Source organism: Sphingomonas sp. BL-S-28 (genome assembly GCF_055521515.1).
Genome location: NZ_CM145483.1, coordinates 1,389,127 through 1,406,493, shown reverse-complemented (window position 1 = coordinate 1,406,493; position 17,367 = coordinate 1,389,127). Strand labels below are relative to the sequence as shown.

Sequence of the window (17,367 nt, the reverse complement as noted above, 5' to 3'; positions counted from 1 at the left end):
CTGATTAGAAATGCTTTAATCCGCTATTCCGGCGTTGCTTTCCCGGCCTTCTGGGCCGCGACCATGGCATCCCACTTGCCCCATTCGATCGCATGGCCGGGATAGGCGACTTTGGCAAAGGGCCAGTCCTTGCGGATCCAGTCGTTCACCCACTGGTAAAGCTCGGCCTCGAAACCGGCGTCGTAGTCGGCCTTGGTCACCCACATCGTGACCACCGCATCGTAGCCGTCCACCCGGCTGGGCCGAACGTAGACGCAGCCGCGCTCCCGCTTTCCGTCGGGCGTCAGGACCGCATAGGCAAAGGATTGCCGGTTCGCAAATCTGGCCTGTTCGGTTTCCATGTCGCGCATGGCCTCGGCATCGGAAATACCTTCATGGGGCCAGGCGGTGCTGCGGCTGAAGGTCTTCTGCAAATGCGCGATAGAGGACATGTAGGCGTCGAAATCGAGCCTTACCAACTTGGGGCCGAGCGGCTCGATCCTGAAATTGCCGGTTTCGACCAGCGTCGGAACGGCGAAATCGGCAGGGACAAGCGCCCTGCTCGGCGTTTGCCTGATGGGCGCAGACACCGCCGCCTGCGGCGCGCTCGCGGTCGGCACTTCGGCGGCGGATGCGGCCGATGCGGCCATGATCAGGATTGTCAACGTCACGCCGCGTGCGGCCCGGGTGGTCATATCTTTGCTCCGTTTCCAGAGCCGCATAGAGCGCAGAACGGCCATCCGGGCCTAGATGCCCTGCAACCATGGGCCGCATAGACGGGATCTATGAGTGCGGGGGAAAAGGCATCATACTTTGCCGCAGTGACAGCTTCCCTGAACGCTCATGACCTCATTTTATTGCCGCCCGGCATCGTCTGCAATGGCGGGCGTCTTCGTTACCCCGCCATCGCCTCTCGCGGCGTTCGGAACAGCCGTCTCGCCAGTCCGTGGCTGGGCCTCTCGACCGCGTGGTGGAACAGCACCGCCGCCAGCAGGCAAACCCCCAGCGTGGCCACGGCGGCGATCCAGGTCGCGAGGGGCGGCCCGTCGATCCTGCGCCACAATGCGGTGCAGACTTCCAGTACCGGATCGTGGACGAGGTAAAGCGAATAGCTGATGGTCCCCAGCCCCGCCAGCCAGCCCGGCAGCGGCACGGCCAGACTGTCGGTGCGGGCCGCCACGAACAGCAGCAGCGCGGTGAGCGCGGCGGGCATGTCGAACACCGCCGGATTGTTCTCCGCCCCCCAGGCCATCGCCATCACCAGCAGGATCAGCGGCACCGCGCTTCCCCCCCGGCGCCCGGCCCAATAGGCGCAGAGCCCGGCCATGAAGGCGTGCCAGAGCGTCACGAACAGCCCGTGCGGGGCCCATTCGCGATTGAGCGCGGAATAGAGCGCCAGCAGATAGAGCATCCCCCAGATCGGCTGTTTCGACGCCGGAAACCGGTGGGTCGCCAGCAGCACGCCCGCCGTCACCAGATAGAACTGCACTTCGTAGGTCAGCGTCCAGTAGACGAACTGGATTTCCGCCGCTCCGGCCAGTTCCTGCAGATAGAGCATGTGAAGCCCGATCTGCCCCGCCGTGAACTGGCGATGCGCCAGCGTGCCTACCGCCACTGCCAGCACCATCGATGCCCAGTACGGCGGATCGAGCCGCGCCGACCGGCGAACGACGAACTGGCCGAACGCGGTCGGCGTCATCTGCCGGCGGGCCAGATTGTGGGCGATGACAAAGCCGGAAATCACGAAGAACATCGCCACCCCCGCCGAACCGTAGCCGAACAGCACATAACGCAGGCCCGCGGGCAGCAGGCTCAGCGCGCGGTCGAACGCGGTGCTCTTGTCGAAGTGGAACAGCAGCACCCAGGACGCCGCGATCCCGCGCAGCGCGTGGACAAGGGTGAAGTATTCCCCGCCGGCAGCGGCCGGGTCTGATGCCCTGCCCCGGCGATGCCCGTTCGCTGCCCCGGATCGCCGCGCTCCTTCGAATTGCGTTCCAGACATGGCTGACATCATCCGCGTGACGGCGCGGGGCGGCGCTTCGCCGCACCGGCTGCGCTTCCCTACCGTGCCCCCCGACAATGTCCCGACTATGCCCGCCAAATGCGGTAGCCGGCACTGGGCGGGTACCCCTGGTGATTCTCCCTTGGGGGTATACCTAGCCATAGGGATTGCAGATTCGCACCAGCACGCTTTTCAGCCCGATTTTGGCACCGCGAAACCCTGCCGCGACCAGTCTGGCGGAAGAGGTCCAGAACCCGCCGAACGCAAGATATTGCGCTCACCCCGCGCCAATACGACTACAAGTAGCAATAGCCTTCATCTCATTGCCAGATTGAATGAAATTGGCTATTGTTGCCGCAAAAGTGCTTCAATGGAGTTCCGCGTGGCTGAATCGAATGCCGTCTTTTCGCAGATCGGCGATCTTGCCGACGCCGGCGAGAAAATGATCGAGCGTCTGCGCCGCAAGGCCTTTCTGCCCGAAAGCCGCAAGGGGCTCAATGTCCGCACCGGAATTGCCGAAGCGGCGCAATTGCTCGGCTGTTCGACCAACCGTATCCGCATGGCAGAGGACGACGGCCGCCTGCCCCCGCCTCCGGCCGGCGAAAACGGCCGGCGCCTCGGCTATTCGGTCGAGGAAATGCTGCACATGCGCGAAGTGCTGGGCGCCTCGCCCGCGCGCGCGCCGCTGGATATTCCGGCGATGATCGCCGTCCAGAACTTCAAGGGCGGCGTCGGCAAGTCCACCGTGACCACGCATCTTGCGCATTATTTCGCAGTGCACGGCTACAAGGTGCTGGTGGTCGATTGCGACAGCCAGGCCACCACCACCACGCTGTTCGGCTTCAACCCGCACTTCAACATCACCCGCGAAGAGACGCTTTACCCCTATCTGTCGATCGACCCGACGCAGGCGGACCTGCTCTACGCGGTGAAGCGCACGCCCTGGCCGAATGTGGACCTGATCCCGTCGAACCTTGAGCTGTTCGACGTGGAATACGAACTGGCGGCGGCCGGATCGGACGGTCAATCGGTGCTCGCGGCGCGATTCCGCAAGCTGAAGAAGGGCCTGATGGATCTCGCCCGCAATTACGACGTGGTGATCCTCGATCCGCCGCCGGCGCTGGGCACGATCAGCCTGGCGGTCATGCAGGCGGCCAATTCGCTGTTGGTGCCGCTGGCGGCGACCACTCCCGACTTCTGCTCCACCGTGCAGTTCCTTTCGATGATGGACCAGGTGCTGGAGCAGCTGACCGGCGCCGGGATCGAGGTGGACTATTCGTTCGTGCGCCTGATCTGTTCGAAGTTCGACGGCAACGATCCCAGCCACGACATGGTCCGCACGATCATGGAACAGACCTTCGGCCCGGCCCTGCTGCCGGTTCCGATCCTGGAAAGCGCCGAAATCAGCCATGCCGCGATGCGGATGATGACCGTCTACGAACTGGAAAAGCCGATCGGCACGGCCCGCACGCACAAGCGCTGCCGCGCCAATCTGGACGAAGCGCTGGGCCAGATCGAACAGCTGGTGCGCACCGGCTGGGGCCGCAGCACCCAGAAGGTGGATGAGGATATGCTGGTCAATGGATGACAGCCGGCACCCCGGCCGCGCAAGAACCGCCCCATCAGGCGCTCCTGCGGGCATCGTTCTTTCGGGAACGCGGCCGGATTTTATAGTTCCTGATATGTTCTTTTCTGAATATCCTTCTTTTCCAGTGCGTTCTCCGAGGTAAGCCATGGCCCGCAAGCAATCAGACTATCTCGCCGCGCTGCTCTCCGACGACGAGATCGAGACCGGAGCGACCACCACGGACGAGGCGGCCAGCCCCCCTCCCCCGCCGGCGCCACGGGCGGAACGTTCGCGCGGCACCACTCTGCTGGGCCGCGAAAGCGCGCTGGCCCGGGTTGCCAGCGGTGAGGTTCGGCAGGTCACGCAGCTGCTGCTGGACCCGGCGCGCGTCCGCCCCTGGCCGGGGAACGCCCGCAGCTATGCCCACCTTTCGGAAGAATCCTGCCGCGAACTGATCGATTCGATGATCGCCGAGGGTGGCCAGAAGGTCCCCGCGGTGGTCCGCCGCATCGAAGGCGATCCGGATCACGATTTCGAGGTCATCGCCGGCACTCGCCGCCACTGGTCGGTCGCCTGGCTGCGTGCCCATTCCTATCCGGACATGCATTTCGTGGCCCAGGTCGTCCAGCTGGATGACGAAGCCGCGTTCCGCCTGGCCGATCTGGAGAACCGCGCGCGCAAGGACGTGTCCGACCTGGAACGCGCGCGCAATTATGCCGAGGCGCTGAAGCAGCATTACGGCAACCACATGACGCGCATGGCCGAACGGCTGAAGCTGTCCAAGGGCTGGCTGTCGAAAATGCTCAAGGTCGCGGCGATCCCGGATTCGGTGCTGGATGCTTTCGCCTCCCCTGCCGATGTACAGTTGAAGCCCGCCTACCCGCTGGCACAGGCGCTGGACGATTCCGGAAAGGCGCCGGCGATCCGCAAGGAAGCGCAGCGTCTGGCGAGGGAACAGGCAAGCCGCCGGTCGGGTGGTCGTCCCGGCGTGGCGGCGGCCGATGTGATCAAGGCGCTGCTCGCCGCCCCCGAAGCCGGCCGCGTCCGTCCGGAACCGAAGTCGGTCCTGTCCAGCCATGGGCGTCCGGTCGCCTCGGTTCAGTCCAGCAACCGCCAGGGCGTGACGATGCGCCTTCATGCCGGTTCGGGGGCTCGACGTGACGAAGTGCTCGAAGCGGTGCGCAATCTGCTTGATCTTCTCGAAGAGGAAGGTCGCGGCTTGCGTCCGTAATGACCCAGGCCGGGAGGCCTGGATGCTGTGAGATGGTAGCCACGGGGCGGGGATGAAAATCTCCGCCCTTTTTCGTGCGCGGCAAGCAGCGTGCAGTCGGTCCCTTTGTTTCCCCGGGGAAACACTCCGGCGAAGCAAGGGGCAGAGATGACGCTTGCACCTTTGATCCAGTTCGCTAGCAGAAACTGAACCGGGCGAAATGCGCGCGAAGAGCTTTCTCGGCGCTCCGTTTTGCAAGTGCGGCTTGCGATTTTGAGGCCCCTCCCCTGCCGTCTTCTTCGGTAGCTACCTTTGGGCCTATCGCCCCTTCCTCCGGCCCCGCTGTTTCCCCGGGGAAACCGCCGCTTATCCGGCAAAGTAGCGAACAGGCACGTCCGGTTTCGTACGCCTCCACCCGCCCCCCGATCGCGGCTTGGACAAGGCAAGGTTCGCGTCATGGCGATGGGCCCGGCGGAGTTCTTCACAGGCGTAGTGGCCGCCGATTTGCTCTCCCCTGCCCCACCCTGCCATGATGGCGGGAATCACCAGGATTGCCGGCGCCTGCGTTTCCCCGGGGAAACGAGGGGGAAGGCACGCCCTGACCATTCGTAATGTCCCAGTTCTATCCAGTCGGAACCCGATCATGAGCCGCCAAAAATCGGAGACGGCCTCCGAACAATTCGACATGTTCCTGCCCTACATCGCGGAGCTGCCGCTGCGCGATCAGCGCGAGATGATGGAACGCCCCTTCTTCAGCCTGGCGAAGTCGAAACGCGTGAAGGCGATCGACTATACCAGCCCTGACGGCAAGCTGTGGGTCCACGTCAGCGCCAATCCCGATTACGGCATGGCGACGATCTGGGATGCCGACATCCTGATCTATTGCGCCAGCATGCTGGCCGACATGGCGCGGCGCGGCGCCAACGACGTTCCGCGCAAGCTGAACATCATGCCCTATGACCTGCTGCGCGCGATCGGCCGTCCGACCACCGGCCGCGCCTACGAATTGCTGGGCCAGGCGCTGGACCGGCTGGTTTCCACCACCATCAAGACCAATATCCGTGCGGAGAACCGGCGCGAGGCGACGTTCTCCTGGCTCGATGGCTGGACCCAGCTGGTGGACGAGAAGACCGAGCGTTCGCGCGGGATGACGCTGGAACTGTCCAACTGGTTCTGGGAAGGCGTGATGATGAAGGGCGGCGTCCTTTCCATCGATCGCGCCTACTTCGATATCACCGGCGGCCGCGAACGCTGGCTCTACCGCGTCGCGCGTAAACATGCCGGCGGGGCAGGGGAGGCAGGCTTCGCGATCTCCATGCCGGTGCTGTTCGAGAAGTCCGGTGCCGAGGGGCAGTACCGCCGCTTCAAGTTCGAGATGCTCAAGCTCGCCGAAAAGGACGAACTGCCCGGCTATGCCCTCGCGGTAGAAACCGCCAAGGACGGCGAGCCGCTGCTGCGCATGCGCCGCGTGGACGGGAAGGGCGGGGCAGGGGCAGTGCTGCCCGAAGGTGCCGGCAAGTCCGAAGCCGCCGCACAGGTCGCAGCCCAATCCGATACGGCGGAAACCACCGCGGCGCTTTCCGCCCGGCCCGTTTCCCCAGGGAAACGGACCGCCTTGCCCAAGGCTGCACTGCCGCCGCGCCGGGCCGTCCCGCAGGCCCTGGGCGACGAGGAAGAGGCCGATCCCGAACATGTGGTCGATGCCCGCAAGCTGATCCGTTCGACCATCGTCGGCCTGTCCGATGCCGCCACGCGCGGGTTCATGACCGACGAGACCATGGCCCTGCTCCGCCGCGAATGTCCGGGCTGGGATCTCCACGCGCTTCATGCCGATTTCGAACGCTGGGTTGGCGCCAGCCCCGATCGGACGCCGGCCGACTGGCAGCGCGCGTTCGTCGGCTGGGTCCGCCGCCATCACGAAAAGCACGGCCGCACGCTGCGCGGATGATGGGAGGAAGATGCCGTTCCCGAAGTGTCGCGTCGGACCAGGAGAGCAAGTTTCACGGGTTACCCGCGGCGAAGGCGAAGTTGGAATTTGAACCTTCTTCGCCGGGCAATCCAACAAAGTGTTTCAACAAAGTCCGAAAAATTGCCGGTTTTGCTGGTCCTTCGACACAACGGGAACCGTCATACCCGCATCTTCGACCCTTCGGGAACACATGTTCGACACTCCGGGAACGCCATCATCGACACTCCGGGAACGCATTGACGGCATATCGGGAACGGCACTTTTTCGCGACTCAGCGGAAATGCAGGGCTGATCGCGGTCAAACCGGCGCGTAACCTTGTAACAGAATCTATAAAAAGGATTCTAACCGCACAGAAGCTTCAGGTTTTGCTGGATAATCTGGAAGGGGTTACAGGCCCGCGCGGGATACACCGCACCGGCCAGTTTGGACTGCCAGCAATGGCTGGGTGCAAGTGGAGATCTAGCCCCGAGGTTCGTTCCGGGCGCCATAGGAAGCCTACGAGGACCGGCCCCGATCCAACATAGCAAAGCGTTTGATAGGACATTCCAAGCGCCTCGCCCGGCACCGCAGCGACGAGAACACATCCACACCGCCTCCTGACGGCGGCGCCCGAACTGCAGGCCACGGACGTGTACGGCCGGGCAGGGGAGGGCGTCGATTTGCTGCTGAGAGTTTTGGACAAGCATTGACGATGAAAGTTGCGGCTCTCGGATCGATGCCCCGCCATCGGACTTCTTGCCTCGCCGTCGAACCCGTGCACGGAGATCGCGACGCACCGGCCGACTGCATTTCGAGACGATAACTGGAAGCCGGGGAGACTATCGCCCAACTTTCGCCTCGGTCGAACAGCGCCGAGGTGGATACTCGCTCCGAGCTGGCGTTCGAGGGACGGAAACCGAACGAATGGGCCTGAAAACTTGGTTCGAGCAGGAAAACCCAGAATTTCGGTTTTTCCGGCGAGGAACAAAACGGGAAAAGCTGGATTTTCGATTTTAAGGCCCCTTAGAGGCCGTGAACCGCCCGGATGACCTACCAGTCCAAGTGGTGACAAAAAGGCTCTGTATGAAGCCCTGAAGCTGCCTAATATTTGGGCAAAAATCGCGCAAATATTGCCGCCGAGAATCGCTTGCCGCAACCGGAGCCACCAAGGCTGCCACTCGCTCGCTCCGTCCATGGAACGGGGCCGGTCGCGCGAGGGGACGGCGCCCCGGCACTGCAACGGAGCGAACGGCGATGCAATGAGAGAGAATAACTTCCGCAGCTAACGCCGCGTGACTACCGCAGGCGATGCGTTTCCAGCGCATTTCGCTGCCAAGGCTTCGTAAACCCGATGGGTGCCGCGTGCCGATGGAGATGAAAATGCCGTCAGTACTGTGAAAATTCTGTCATTCTGACATCGGCGGCAAGGTAAACGCGGCGCTGCGTGCAAAATAGATCAACCGATTCAGCGTGTTGAAATTTTTTCACTCAACGTTTTCACCGCGGGAACGGCTTGCGGCATTTACATGCTGCATTGCGAGAGATAACGCGTAGAGCGTTGAAAATTATGCCGACGCGAAGAGTTAGTCAGGTGAGGTGCAGCTTCGGTGCGAGAAGCTCGCAAATGGCTGGGTCTTCGTTCACGGGCAAGGGGAGTTCGTTTTGGCATCGTCAGTAGTGCTTAAGGCCGTTGGAGCAAGCGAAGGGGTTTTGGCGCGGGCGCGCGACGTTATCGGGATCGAGGCGCGGACGCTTGACGATCTGGCGGCGTCGCTGGACCGCAACTTCGTTTCCGCGTGCGAACTGCTGGGCCTAGCCACCGGGCGCATCGTGGTCGCCGGGATCGGCAAGTCCGGCCATGTCGGACGCAAGATCGCCGCGACCTTCGCGGCTACCGGCTCTCCCGCCATCTACCTCCATCCCGGCGAGGCCGCGCATGGCGATCTCGGCATGCTGGTGGAAGGCGACGTCGTTCTGGCGTTTTCCAATTCGGGCAATACCGCCGAATTCCAGGTGCTGTTCGATCATGCCGACCGGCGCGGCATTCCGGTTGTGGGGGTGACTTCGGGCGAAGGCTCGATGATGCAGCGCCGCTCCACCGTCTGCATTCTGGTGCCGCAGGCGCAGGAAGCCTGCAGTTCGAACATCGCGCCGACCAGTTCGACGACCCAGCAACTGGCGCTGGGCGACGCGCTGGCCATGGTGCTGATGGATGCCAGCGGTTTTTCGCGCGACGGCTTCAGGGAATTGCACCCCGGCGGTACGATCGGCCTGCGCCTCGCTTCGGTGGGCCAGCTCATGCACGGCCGGGACAAGCTGCCGCTGGTCGATCGCGAGATGCCGATGGAAGAGGTCATCTCGCAGATGACGTCGATGGGCTTCGGTATCGCCGGCGTCGTCGATCCGGCGGGCAGACTGGTCGGGATCATTACCGACGGCGATCTTCGCCGCCATTTCCGCGACCTTGGCCAGCTTCGCGCGCGCGATGTGATGACGCGGCGGCCCAAGGTCGTGCGCGCCGGCATGATGGCGGAAGATGCCCTGCGCTTCCTCAACGATTCCAAGATCACCTGCGCCTTCGTCGTTGCCGATGACGAAGCCGCCTGCGTGGCGATCAATGACGAGGCGATGGTGACCGGGAACCAGCTGCCCGTCGGCATCATCCACTTGCACGACTTCCTGCGCATGGGCCTGGCGTGAACTCCGACACGATAGCCGGCAAGGTGGCGGACACGATGGTCGACATGGGGGCCAATTCCAGTTTCGCGATCATTATTCCCGCCCGCTATGCGTCCACCCGCTACCCGGGAAAGCCGCTGGTCAAGCTGACCGGCGCGACCGGCGAGGCGCGCAGCCTGATCCGCCGCAGCTGGGACTGCGCGATGGCGGTCGAAGGCGCGGCGGGCGTGTGGGTCGCCACCGACGATTCGCGCATTGCCGACGAAGTGGAAAGCTTCGGCGGGCAGGTGGTCATGACCTCTCCCGATTGCGCCAATGGTACCGAGCGCTGCGCGGAAGCCGTGGCCAAGCTTGGCCCGGTGGCCGACGTCATCGTCAATCTGCAGGGCGATGCGCCGCTATCGCCGGCAAGCGTGATCCCGGGGCTGGTGGCGCAATTGGCGCGCGATCCCGGCGCGGTCATGGCCACGCCGGCGGTGCGGGCATCGCGCACGGTCTATGCCCATCTCACCCAGGACCAGGCCGAGGGCAGGGTGGGTGGCACCACCGTGGTGGTCGATGGGCGCGGCCGCGCACTCTATTTCTCCAAGCGGGTGGTGCCGCATCTGCCGCCGGAAGCGGCGGCGCTGGAATTTCCGCCCGTACACCTCCATCTGGGCCTCTATGCCTATCGTCCGGCCGCGCTGGCGCGCTATGCGGCCGAGCCCGCCTGCGCGCTGGAACAGTTGGAGGGTCTGGAGCAGTTGCGCTTCCTTGACCTTGGCCTGCCGATCACCGTCGTCCAGCTCGATCCGCTGGCGTGGGATGCGATCGAGCTGAACAATCCGGGCGACAAGCCGGTAATCGAAGCCATTCTGAAGGAAAGGGGCATTGCCTGAGCAGCTTGCGCGGCCCTTTGAAATGGCATCGCAGGCGCTGCTCCGGCTGCCGCACCAGCAAGTCATTCGCGTGCCGCGCAATTGACGAAAGCCGCAATCCCGCTTAGCCGCGATAATGTGCGCTCCAAATTCCCCCGCCAAAGGAGCCGCGTCCACGGACAGGCGTGGATGGCCGGCGTGTACATGACGTGCGCCGCCCGACAAGGATGATCGAATGAGCGTGACGGTTGCCGCTGTCGTGTTGATGATGGGTTCGCCGGTTCCCGACGCCGCGACCGCGACGATGGGCGCGAATCTGGCGCAGGCCACCGTCGAAAGTACCACGGCGCCGCAAGCCCCGGCGGGCGCTTCGGCTGAAGCTTCGGCCCAAACGTCGCCCACTCAGACGTCACCCGCTCAGGCGGCCCCGCTTCCCATCGTGCTGCCGACTTTCGGTAGCGCCGAGAGCGCGCCGCAACAGACCACTTTCGATCCGGCGACCTCTCTGCCGACGCTCGGATCCGCGCAGACCGGCGAAAATACGCCTGCCAACGACAATTCCGACCCGACGATGGCGGGCTCGGAAATCATCGTGCGCCACCGCCGGCCGTCGCCGGGTGATCCGCTGGAGCAGATCAACGTCGAATCGTTCAAGGCCGTGCAGGCGGTGGACAAGGCAGTGATCGAGCCGGTCGCCAAGATCTACAACAAGGGTATTCCGCGGCCGATCCGTCAGGGCCTGCGCAATTTCTTCAATAACTTCAATGAACCTGTGGTGTTCCTGGCCTACATGCTGCAGCTGAAGCCGGGCAAGGCGGCGGAAACGGCCGGGCGCTTCGTGATCAACACCACGCTGGGCGTCGCCGGTTTCGTCGATGTCGCCAAGCGCAAGCCGTTCAATCTGCCCTATCGCCCCAATGGGCTGGCCAACGTGATGGGCTTCTACGGCATCGGTCCGGGGCCCTACATGTATCTGCCGCTTGTCGGCCCGACCACCGTGCGCGATCTGATTGGCGATACGATCGACAATCTGGTGCTGGCGCCCACGCTGATCGGCAAGCCCTTCACCAAGCCCGAAGTGGCGCTGCCGATGAGCGTGGTGCGGCAATTGGGCGAGCGCGGCGCGTTCGACGAAGAGATCAACCGCATCCGCGCGACGGACGACCCCTATGCGACCTATCGCGAACTCTATCTGCGGCAGCGTCAGGCGGAAATCGACGCACTGCATGGCCGCGTGACGCCGAATGTCGTGCCGGTCTACGGGCCGGGCATGAAAACCCCCGGCAAGAAGAAGAAGAAGGACGAAGCCGCGCCAGAAGCGCAGCAGCCGGCCGCGGTTCCCGCTGATCCGGCGGCAGCAGCGCCTGCTGCAGCGCCCGCATCTGGGCCAAGCGCGGTTCCGGTAACGCCGCCCGTGCCGGCCGTGCCTGACGCGGCAGGGCAGGGCGGCACGCCCACCCAGACGCTGCCTGTTCAGCCGCAGTCACAGGCTCAGGGCAATCCGGCGCTACTCGAAACCCAGCCCTGATTGCCCGGCGGACGCAGGGGATATCCGCGGCGAGCCGCTTACCAGTAGCGCTTCGTTTCGCCGAAAGTGTCCATCGCGCGGGCCGCGGATTTGACGAGGCGGGGTTTGTCGCCGCGTGCGACAAGATCGCTCGCCCGGGGCAGGTCGCTCAGGCCTAGCCGCTCCACCACGGCCGGCGCGCTGGCCAGATCGTTGAGCACGCCCAGACGGTCCTGCAGCTTTTCCAGTTCGTCCACGAAATGGTCGCGGCGGCGGGCCTGCTTGCCGGTATAGAGCGCGGCGAAGAAGCCGGCCGCATAGCGCAGCTTCTTAGCCGCCTTGCGTGCCTCGTGCCGCGCTTCATCGTCCAGCGATGGCAGATCGCGGCCCCGTTTTTTCAATACCTTGCGCCGATGGCGCAGCGTTTTTGCAGCGAAGGCGCAGACCGGCTGGTCGCGTGTGTCGGCATGGGCGGGCTTTGCCGCCCAGTCGCCCAGCACGATCCATTCGGCCAGATCCAGCATCAGCGCGCGGGTGCGTTTGGACCGCAAGGTGATGCCGACCCCGGCATAGGCGCGGGTGCGTGCGGCGGTCAGCCGGGCAAGCAGATCGGCATCCCGCGCATCGGCAATCACCACGTCCACTTCGCGCGCGGCTCCCAGTTTTCCGGCCAGCCAGCGCAGTTCGCGGCCGATTCTGGCGGCCACGCGATCTTCGGCCAGCATCGCCTTGTAGATCGTCAGTGCCGAGCGCAGGCGGCGGATCGCGACGCGGGCCTGATGCAGCGCGGCGGCATCGTCATGGTCCAGGATCGCCGGCAGGTTGCGATGGAACTGGCCGATGCAGGCGCCGACGATGGCCCGGAATGCCTCGCCCGCCGTCATCTCGGCGGTCAGGTCGATCGGCAGGGCTTTCACGGCGCGCGCGGCCGGGCCCAGCAGGCGATAGCCGCGCTCCGCTTTGCTGAGCACATTGATCCGCGCCGGCGCCACGGCGTCGATCTTGCGGGCAAGGTCGAACAGGGCGGAAAGATCGCCGCCCTTGCGCTCCAGTTCCACTTCGCAGATCGGCGTGAAGCGGTCGCCGGCGACGATCCGGCCCCGGTCGAGCGCCACTTCCACGCCGTTCACCACCCAGATCCGCCGCTGGTTCTCCACCGTGAACACGGGCGAGAGCGTGGCGGTCTGCGGCCCCAGCAGCGCGGCGACCGGGCTATCCGCGTCGAGGATAGGGTAGTCGCCGGAAACCTCGCACTCCCATTCCGAGCGGACCAGCAGGCCGGCGGCGGAGCGATCGGCCTTCACCGTCTGCACCCGGCGCCTGCCGCTGCGGCGGATGCGCAGCGACAGCCCGGCCTGCGAAAGCGCGTGGTCGGGCGTGTCGAAATACGTCGATTCCTGCTGGACCGCCGTGGGCGAAGACGCGAACAGGCCCGCGCCTTCCAGCGCATCGGCACCTTCCGGCGTCAGTTCAAGCTTCAGTTCCTCTTCGTCAGCCGCGCTCGCAGTCATCCCGGATCTCCGCCCTCTTGACGGAAATCATAGGGGAAACTGGTGCTTGTTGACAGTCCCGTGACGAAAGGGGCTCCCGTTCGCCGTTGGCCCCTTCGTCACGACTGGATGCACCGGTCAGGAGGCGGGTTTTTCCACTTTGCCGGCCTTCATCACGAAAGCCACGTGCTGCAGCAGGCGCACGTCCTGCAGGGGATCGCCGTCCACCGCGATGATATCGCCATAACGGCCGGGGGCGATGGCGCCGAGGTCGGCGGTGCGGTCCAGCGCCTCTGCCGCGTTGCGGGTGGCGGCCTGGATCGCCTCCATCGGCGTCATGCCCCATTCCACCATCTTGGCGAACTGCAGGGCGTTGTCGCCATTGGGATAGACGCCGCCGTCGGTGCCGAACAGCATCTTCACCCCGGCCGCGTGGGCGGCGCGGAAGGTCTGGCGCTGCTTCAGGCCGATCGCCTTTTCCTTGGCGAGGCTTTCGGCGAAGACGCCGTTCTTCGCGCCTTCGGCCAGGATGTAGTCATCGTCATAGATGTCCATATCGAACCAGGCGCCGTGGTCCTTGGCCAGCTTGAAGCTGGTTTCGTCCGCCAGGCTGGCGTGTTCGATGGTGTCCACCCCGGCGCGCAGGGCGGTGTTGATGCCTTCGGTGCCGTGGGCGTGGACGGCCACGCGCATGCCCAGCATGTGCGCCTCATCCACGATCGCCTTGATCTCTTCATAGCTCAGCTGCTGCGCGCCCACCGAGTCCGTCTTCGACAGCACGCCGCCGGTCATGCAGACCTTGATGACTTCGGCGCCATACTTGCGGTTGCGGCGCACGGCGGCGCGGAAACCGTCGGGCGTGTTGGCGATCTGGGGGGAGGGCACCTGCACCGAGGGCGGGAATTCGGTGCTGTCGCAGTGGCCGCCGGTCACGCCCAGCGCGTAAGTGGCGGGCACGATGCGCGGGCCGGGGACATAGCCCTTTTCGATGCCCTGCTTCAGCGCGACGTCGTCATAGTTGGACGAGCCGACATTGCGCACGGTGGTGAAGCCGGCGTCCAGCGTGCGCTTGGCATTGGCGACGCCTACGACCGTCCAGAAATTGTCGGTATATTCAAGGCCGTTATAGCCCGAAATCGTCGGGTCCGAGGTCAGGTGGACGTGCATGTCGATCAGGCCCGGCACCAGCGTGCGATCGCCCAGATCGATGCGCTTGGCATCCTGCGGAACGGCATCGCCCTGACGGCCGACGCTGACGATGCGGCCATCGGTGACGACCACTTGCGGCTTGTCGACCGACTTGCCGGCCAGCACGTCCACCATGCGCGCGGCGGTCAGCACCACGGTCTCTGCATGAACCGCCGTGGACATCGCAACCGAGGCCAGCAGGGCAGCCACAGACAAACGCAAGCGCATCATCGTTCTCCGAAGAATGGGAAAAACACAAAGGATGGAAGCGCACGGCGCGCGCGACTTGCGCCCCGAAACAATACCCCCGCTGCCGATAGAGCACAGACCGGCAGGGCCCGGCAAGAGCCCCGCCTGACCGCGGTGCCGGGCTGGTGCTAGGGGTAGGGCGGAGAGCGGAGATCGGGACTTTCGAGAGCAAGATGCTGTCACAGTTGTTCCCAAGATGTGGCCAGTAATTCTACCGGATGCCGTCAATCGTTTGCAGATCGCCTGTCTGTGTACACAAGTGATCGGTCCAACCGCGTTCTCCGCTATTGCTCACGATGAAAGCCCTTATTTACCAATTGTTGCGCATACTCTCGGTGGCGGAATTTGGCGGTGGGCAAGTGGGGATGCGTACATTTGGCAAGCGATTGCCTGGAACGGTTGGAGTGCCATCGGTTTCCCCGGCGGCTTCGCAGCCAATTGCGGGGGCGATTGCTGGGCCGATTGCGGGAAAGACTTCGCAAGCGGCTGGCGTCTCGGAACGGCGGCCTGCTCCTTTGTCGAGTTCGGCGCCTATTCCGGCCGCACCGGTAGACGCCGCGTTCCGGCCGCTTTCGGGCAATGCCTTTGCCGTGTTGGGGCTGCCACTGGATGCCAGTCAGGACCGCGTCTCGCAGCGGGTGGACGATCTGGCTTTCGAGGAAGGGCAGGATGAGGCCGCGTTGCAGGCGGCACGGGCCAGCCTGTTTTCGGCGCGGGACCGGCTGGGGCAGGAAATCGGCTGGCTGCCCGAATGCACGCCGGACCAGCAGCAGGCCGCGATTGCCGCCATCGCGCGCGGCGATGCGGCGGCGCTGCTGCACTTGTCCGGCCGGACGGCGGGACTGGCCGCGATCAACCTGGCCGAAGCCGGGGCGGACTTGCGCGCTATAGACGTGCAGCCGGCGTTCGACCTGATCGAGATCATCGCCCGGTGGCAGCCGGAAACCACGCTGAACCTGCTGGACGAGGCGCGCGGGCGCGGCGGCTATCGCCCGATCGACGTGGACCAGTGGGAGCGGGCCGTGGCCGGGCGGCTGGGCGATGCGGCGGCGCGGCTGGGCCCGCTGATCGCCGCCTCTCCCGAAGGCCGCGCGCGCCTGACCGGCACCGTGCATCGTTCCGCCAGGCCGGGATCGACGCTGGCCGCGTTTCTCGAAGCCTTGCAAACCGCTTACGCCGCCGCGATCCAGGAACCGCTGGGGCGGCTGGAGATGCGCATCCAGACCAGCGTGGCGCTGATCGATGCCGATCCCGCCAATGCGATGCAGATCAACAGCCTGATCGCCGCGCTCAACCAGTGGTCCGCTTATCGCCGGCCGATCCAGGTGATGGAAGCGGCGCGCGCGCTGGACGATGGGGAATCCGCGCGGATCTTCGATTCGCTGCTGGGGCTGACGGTCAAGATCGCCAATACGCATGACCAGCATGGCGTCGCGCTGCGGCTGGCGGAGGCGCTGCTGGATGCCTTCGCCCACCTGCCGCAGCAGCGCAAGCGGCTGGAGCAGCAGATGCCGGTGCTGTTGGGCAACGTCGCGGTCCAGCGCCTGACCGAGTTGGGCGATCGCATTGCCAAGCAGCGCAGCCGTTTCGTTGCTCAGGTGAAGAGCGGCCGCATGGGCCCGAAGGCCAAGGGCCTGGCTGCCGAGCTTATCGAATGCTTCGAAGCCACACTGGAAGCCGCCGAAGGCAAGCGGGTGGCCCCTTTCCAGTTGGCCCGTGCGATCATCATCGCGACGTATAATAAAACGCGCGACCGCCAGTGCGCGAGGATCCTGTTCAGATGGTTGCTGGACGAAGACCCGCCCGAGACGGTCCGCGACCAGCTGAAACGCGATCTGAACCAGCTGAACGCCGGGTTTGCCGGATGGGCTCTGGGCATTTCCAGCATCGTCCTGCTGCTGATGCGCTGCGGCGGGCACCATGATGCGCCCCGGCACCGGGAACCGTCGGCGCAATCTTCGTCGGCCCAGTCATCGGCCCTTTCATCAGGCGCTTCGGCGCGCGAACCGGCGCGAGAGACGTCGCCATCCGCTGCCGAGGCGCAGGCCAGCGCGCGGGCGCAGGAACTGGCCCGCATGCGGGAGGAAATCCGCCAGTCGAATGCCGAAGCAGAGCGCATCCGCGCCGCGAACGACGCCCAGCGGGCGCAAGGGATGCGCCGCGAATGGGAAGAGCCGCGGCCTCGGCCGACATGGGGCAGAGGCTATGGCGGCTACCCGCCAGCCAATGGCGCACCGCCATCCCCGCCAACATACTCGGGCCCGACATATTCAGGGGCCACGGGCGCTGCCATGCAGGGAGCCAAGCCATGACCGACTTGTCCGCCGAAATGCCGGCTCAGGCCGCCGACGACAGCCGCCGCACGCTGGCCGAAGTGGCCAGCCTGGCCTGGAAGCTGGCCGATGCGCTGGCGGGGGAGCTTGCTCAGGCCCCGCCCTCCCGCACCCAGGCCGGGCAGGCCATGCTGCGCTTTGCCGCGCGCCGGCTGGATACGCTGCTGGCGCAGGGCGACTTGCGGCTGGTCACGTTCGACGGCCAGGACTGGGGCGCCCAGATCCCGGCCAATCCGATCAATCCCGACGAAGTGGAAGGCTGCGAAAACGTGGCCGTGGACCGCACCGTCGAACCTACCGTCCTGTGCGGGACCGATGTCGTGCTGCCCGGCCGGATACTCCTGAGGAAAGCCTGAC

The 17,367-nt window shown here is 65.1% G+C and carries 12 protein-coding genes; 8 read left to right on the top strand and 4 right to left on the bottom strand.

Features of this window, described 5'->3' with window-relative positions; genetic code table 11:
* Positions 1–23: 23 nt before the first annotated feature.
* On the bottom strand, positions 24–674 hold the full coding sequence (locus ACZ1JC_RS05930) for a twin-arginine translocation pathway signal protein (RefSeq protein WP_465138856.1): 651 nt from the start codon (positions 672–674) through the stop codon (positions 24–26).
* 200 nt (positions 675–874) lie between these two features.
* Positions 875–1,981, bottom strand: coding sequence for an acyltransferase family protein (locus ACZ1JC_RS05925; protein WP_465138857.1), 1,107 nt, complete (start codon positions 1,979–1,981; stop codon positions 875–877).
* Positions 1,982–2,423: 442 nt separating this feature from the next.
* Here ACZ1JC_RS05925 and ACZ1JC_RS05920 point away from each other — a divergent pair, with 442 nt between their 5' ends.
* From ACZ1JC_RS05920 to ACZ1JC_RS05895, 6 genes are all read left to right on the top strand, one after another.
* Complete coding sequence (locus ACZ1JC_RS05920; RefSeq protein WP_465140282.1) at positions 2,424–3,569, top strand: AAA family ATPase; 1,146 nt, start codon at positions 2,424–2,426, stop codon at positions 3,567–3,569.
* 145 nt (positions 3,570–3,714) lie between these two features.
* Entirely contained in the window at positions 3,715–4,779 is a 1,065-nt protein-coding gene (locus ACZ1JC_RS05915) for a ParB/RepB/Spo0J family partition protein (protein ID WP_465138858.1), read from the top strand.
* 622 nt (positions 4,780–5,401) lie between these two features.
* Positions 5,402–6,706 carry a replication initiator protein A gene (locus ACZ1JC_RS05910; RefSeq protein ID WP_465138859.1) on the top strand — a complete coding sequence of 435 codons (1,305 nt, stop codon included), beginning with the start codon at positions 5,402–5,404 and terminating at the stop codon, positions 6,704–6,706.
* Between the two features lie 1,711 nt (positions 6,707–8,417).
* Positions 8,418–9,407, top strand: a complete 990-nt coding sequence (locus tag ACZ1JC_RS05905; protein ID WP_465169047.1) for a KpsF/GutQ family sugar-phosphate isomerase — start codon at positions 8,418–8,420, stop codon at positions 9,405–9,407.
* Positions 9,408–9,442: 35 nt separating this feature from the next.
* Positions 9,443–10,264, top strand: coding sequence for a 3-deoxy-manno-octulosonate cytidylyltransferase (locus ACZ1JC_RS05900; RefSeq protein WP_465140283.1), 822 nt, complete (start codon positions 9,443–9,445; stop codon positions 10,262–10,264).
* Between the two features lie 214 nt (positions 10,265–10,478).
* Positions 10,479–11,771, top strand: a complete 1,293-nt coding sequence (locus ACZ1JC_RS05895; protein ID WP_465138861.1) for an MlaA family lipoprotein — start codon at positions 10,479–10,481, stop codon at positions 11,769–11,771.
* Positions 11,772–11,809: 38 nt separating this feature from the next.
* Here the strand turns inward: ACZ1JC_RS05895 and ACZ1JC_RS05890 are convergent, their stop codons facing one another.
* The gene (locus ACZ1JC_RS05890; protein ID WP_465138862.1) at positions 11,810–13,261 is read right to left on the bottom strand and encodes a CYTH and CHAD domain-containing protein; all 1,452 of its coding nucleotides are present in this window, start codon (positions 13,259–13,261) and stop codon (positions 11,810–11,812) included.
* A gap of 117 nt (positions 13,262–13,378) precedes the next feature.
* The gene (locus ACZ1JC_RS05885) at positions 13,379–14,659 is read right to left on the bottom strand and encodes a Xaa-Pro dipeptidase (protein ID WP_465138863.1); all 1,281 of its coding nucleotides are present in this window, start codon (positions 14,657–14,659) and stop codon (positions 13,379–13,381) included.
* A gap of 533 nt (positions 14,660–15,192) precedes the next feature.
* Between ACZ1JC_RS05885 and ACZ1JC_RS05880 the strand changes: the two genes are divergently transcribed.
* Entirely contained in the window at positions 15,193–16,989 is a 1,797-nt protein-coding gene (locus ACZ1JC_RS05880) for a hypothetical protein (RefSeq protein WP_465138864.1), read from the top strand.
* Positions 16,986–17,366 (top strand): hypothetical protein, encoded by a 381-nt coding sequence (locus tag ACZ1JC_RS05875; protein WP_465138865.1) that lies wholly within the window; start codon positions 16,986–16,988, stop codon positions 17,364–17,366. Before ACZ1JC_RS05880 ends, ACZ1JC_RS05875 begins: the two co-directional genes overlap by 4 nt.
* Position 17,367 lies beyond the last annotated feature (1 nt).

Bases quoted from the DNA above. Each gene is read 5' to 3' on its own strand.
- ACZ1JC_RS05930 (WP_465138856.1), bottom strand. From the start codon at position 674: ATGACCACCCGGGCCGCACGCGGCGTGACGTTGACAATCCTGATCATG.
- ACZ1JC_RS05925 (WP_465138857.1), bottom strand. From the start codon at position 1,981: ATGTCTGGAACGCAATTCGAAGGAGCGCGGCGATCCGGGGCAGCGAAC.
- ACZ1JC_RS05920 (WP_465140282.1), top strand. From the start codon at position 2,424: ATGATCGAGCGTCTGCGCCGCAAGGCCTTTCTGCCCGAAAGCCGCAAG.
- ACZ1JC_RS05915 (WP_465138858.1), top strand. From the start codon at position 3,715: ATGGCCCGCAAGCAATCAGACTATCTCGCCGCGCTGCTCTCCGACGAC.
- ACZ1JC_RS05910 (WP_465138859.1), top strand. From the start codon at position 5,402: ATGAGCCGCCAAAAATCGGAGACGGCCTCCGAACAATTCGACATGTTC.
- ACZ1JC_RS05900 (WP_465140283.1), top strand. From the start codon at position 9,443: ATGGTCGACATGGGGGCCAATTCCAGTTTCGCGATCATTATTCCCGCC.
- ACZ1JC_RS05895 (WP_465138861.1), top strand. From the start codon at position 10,479: ATGAGCGTGACGGTTGCCGCTGTCGTGTTGATGATGGGTTCGCCGGTT.
- ACZ1JC_RS05890 (WP_465138862.1), bottom strand. From the start codon at position 13,261: ATGACTGCGAGCGCGGCTGACGAAGAGGAACTGAAGCTTGAACTGACG.
- ACZ1JC_RS05885 (WP_465138863.1), bottom strand. From the start codon at position 14,659: ATGATGCGCTTGCGTTTGTCTGTGGCTGCCCTGCTGGCCTCGGTTGCG.
- ACZ1JC_RS05875 (WP_465138865.1), top strand. From the start codon at position 16,986: ATGACCGACTTGTCCGCCGAAATGCCGGCTCAGGCCGCCGACGACAGC.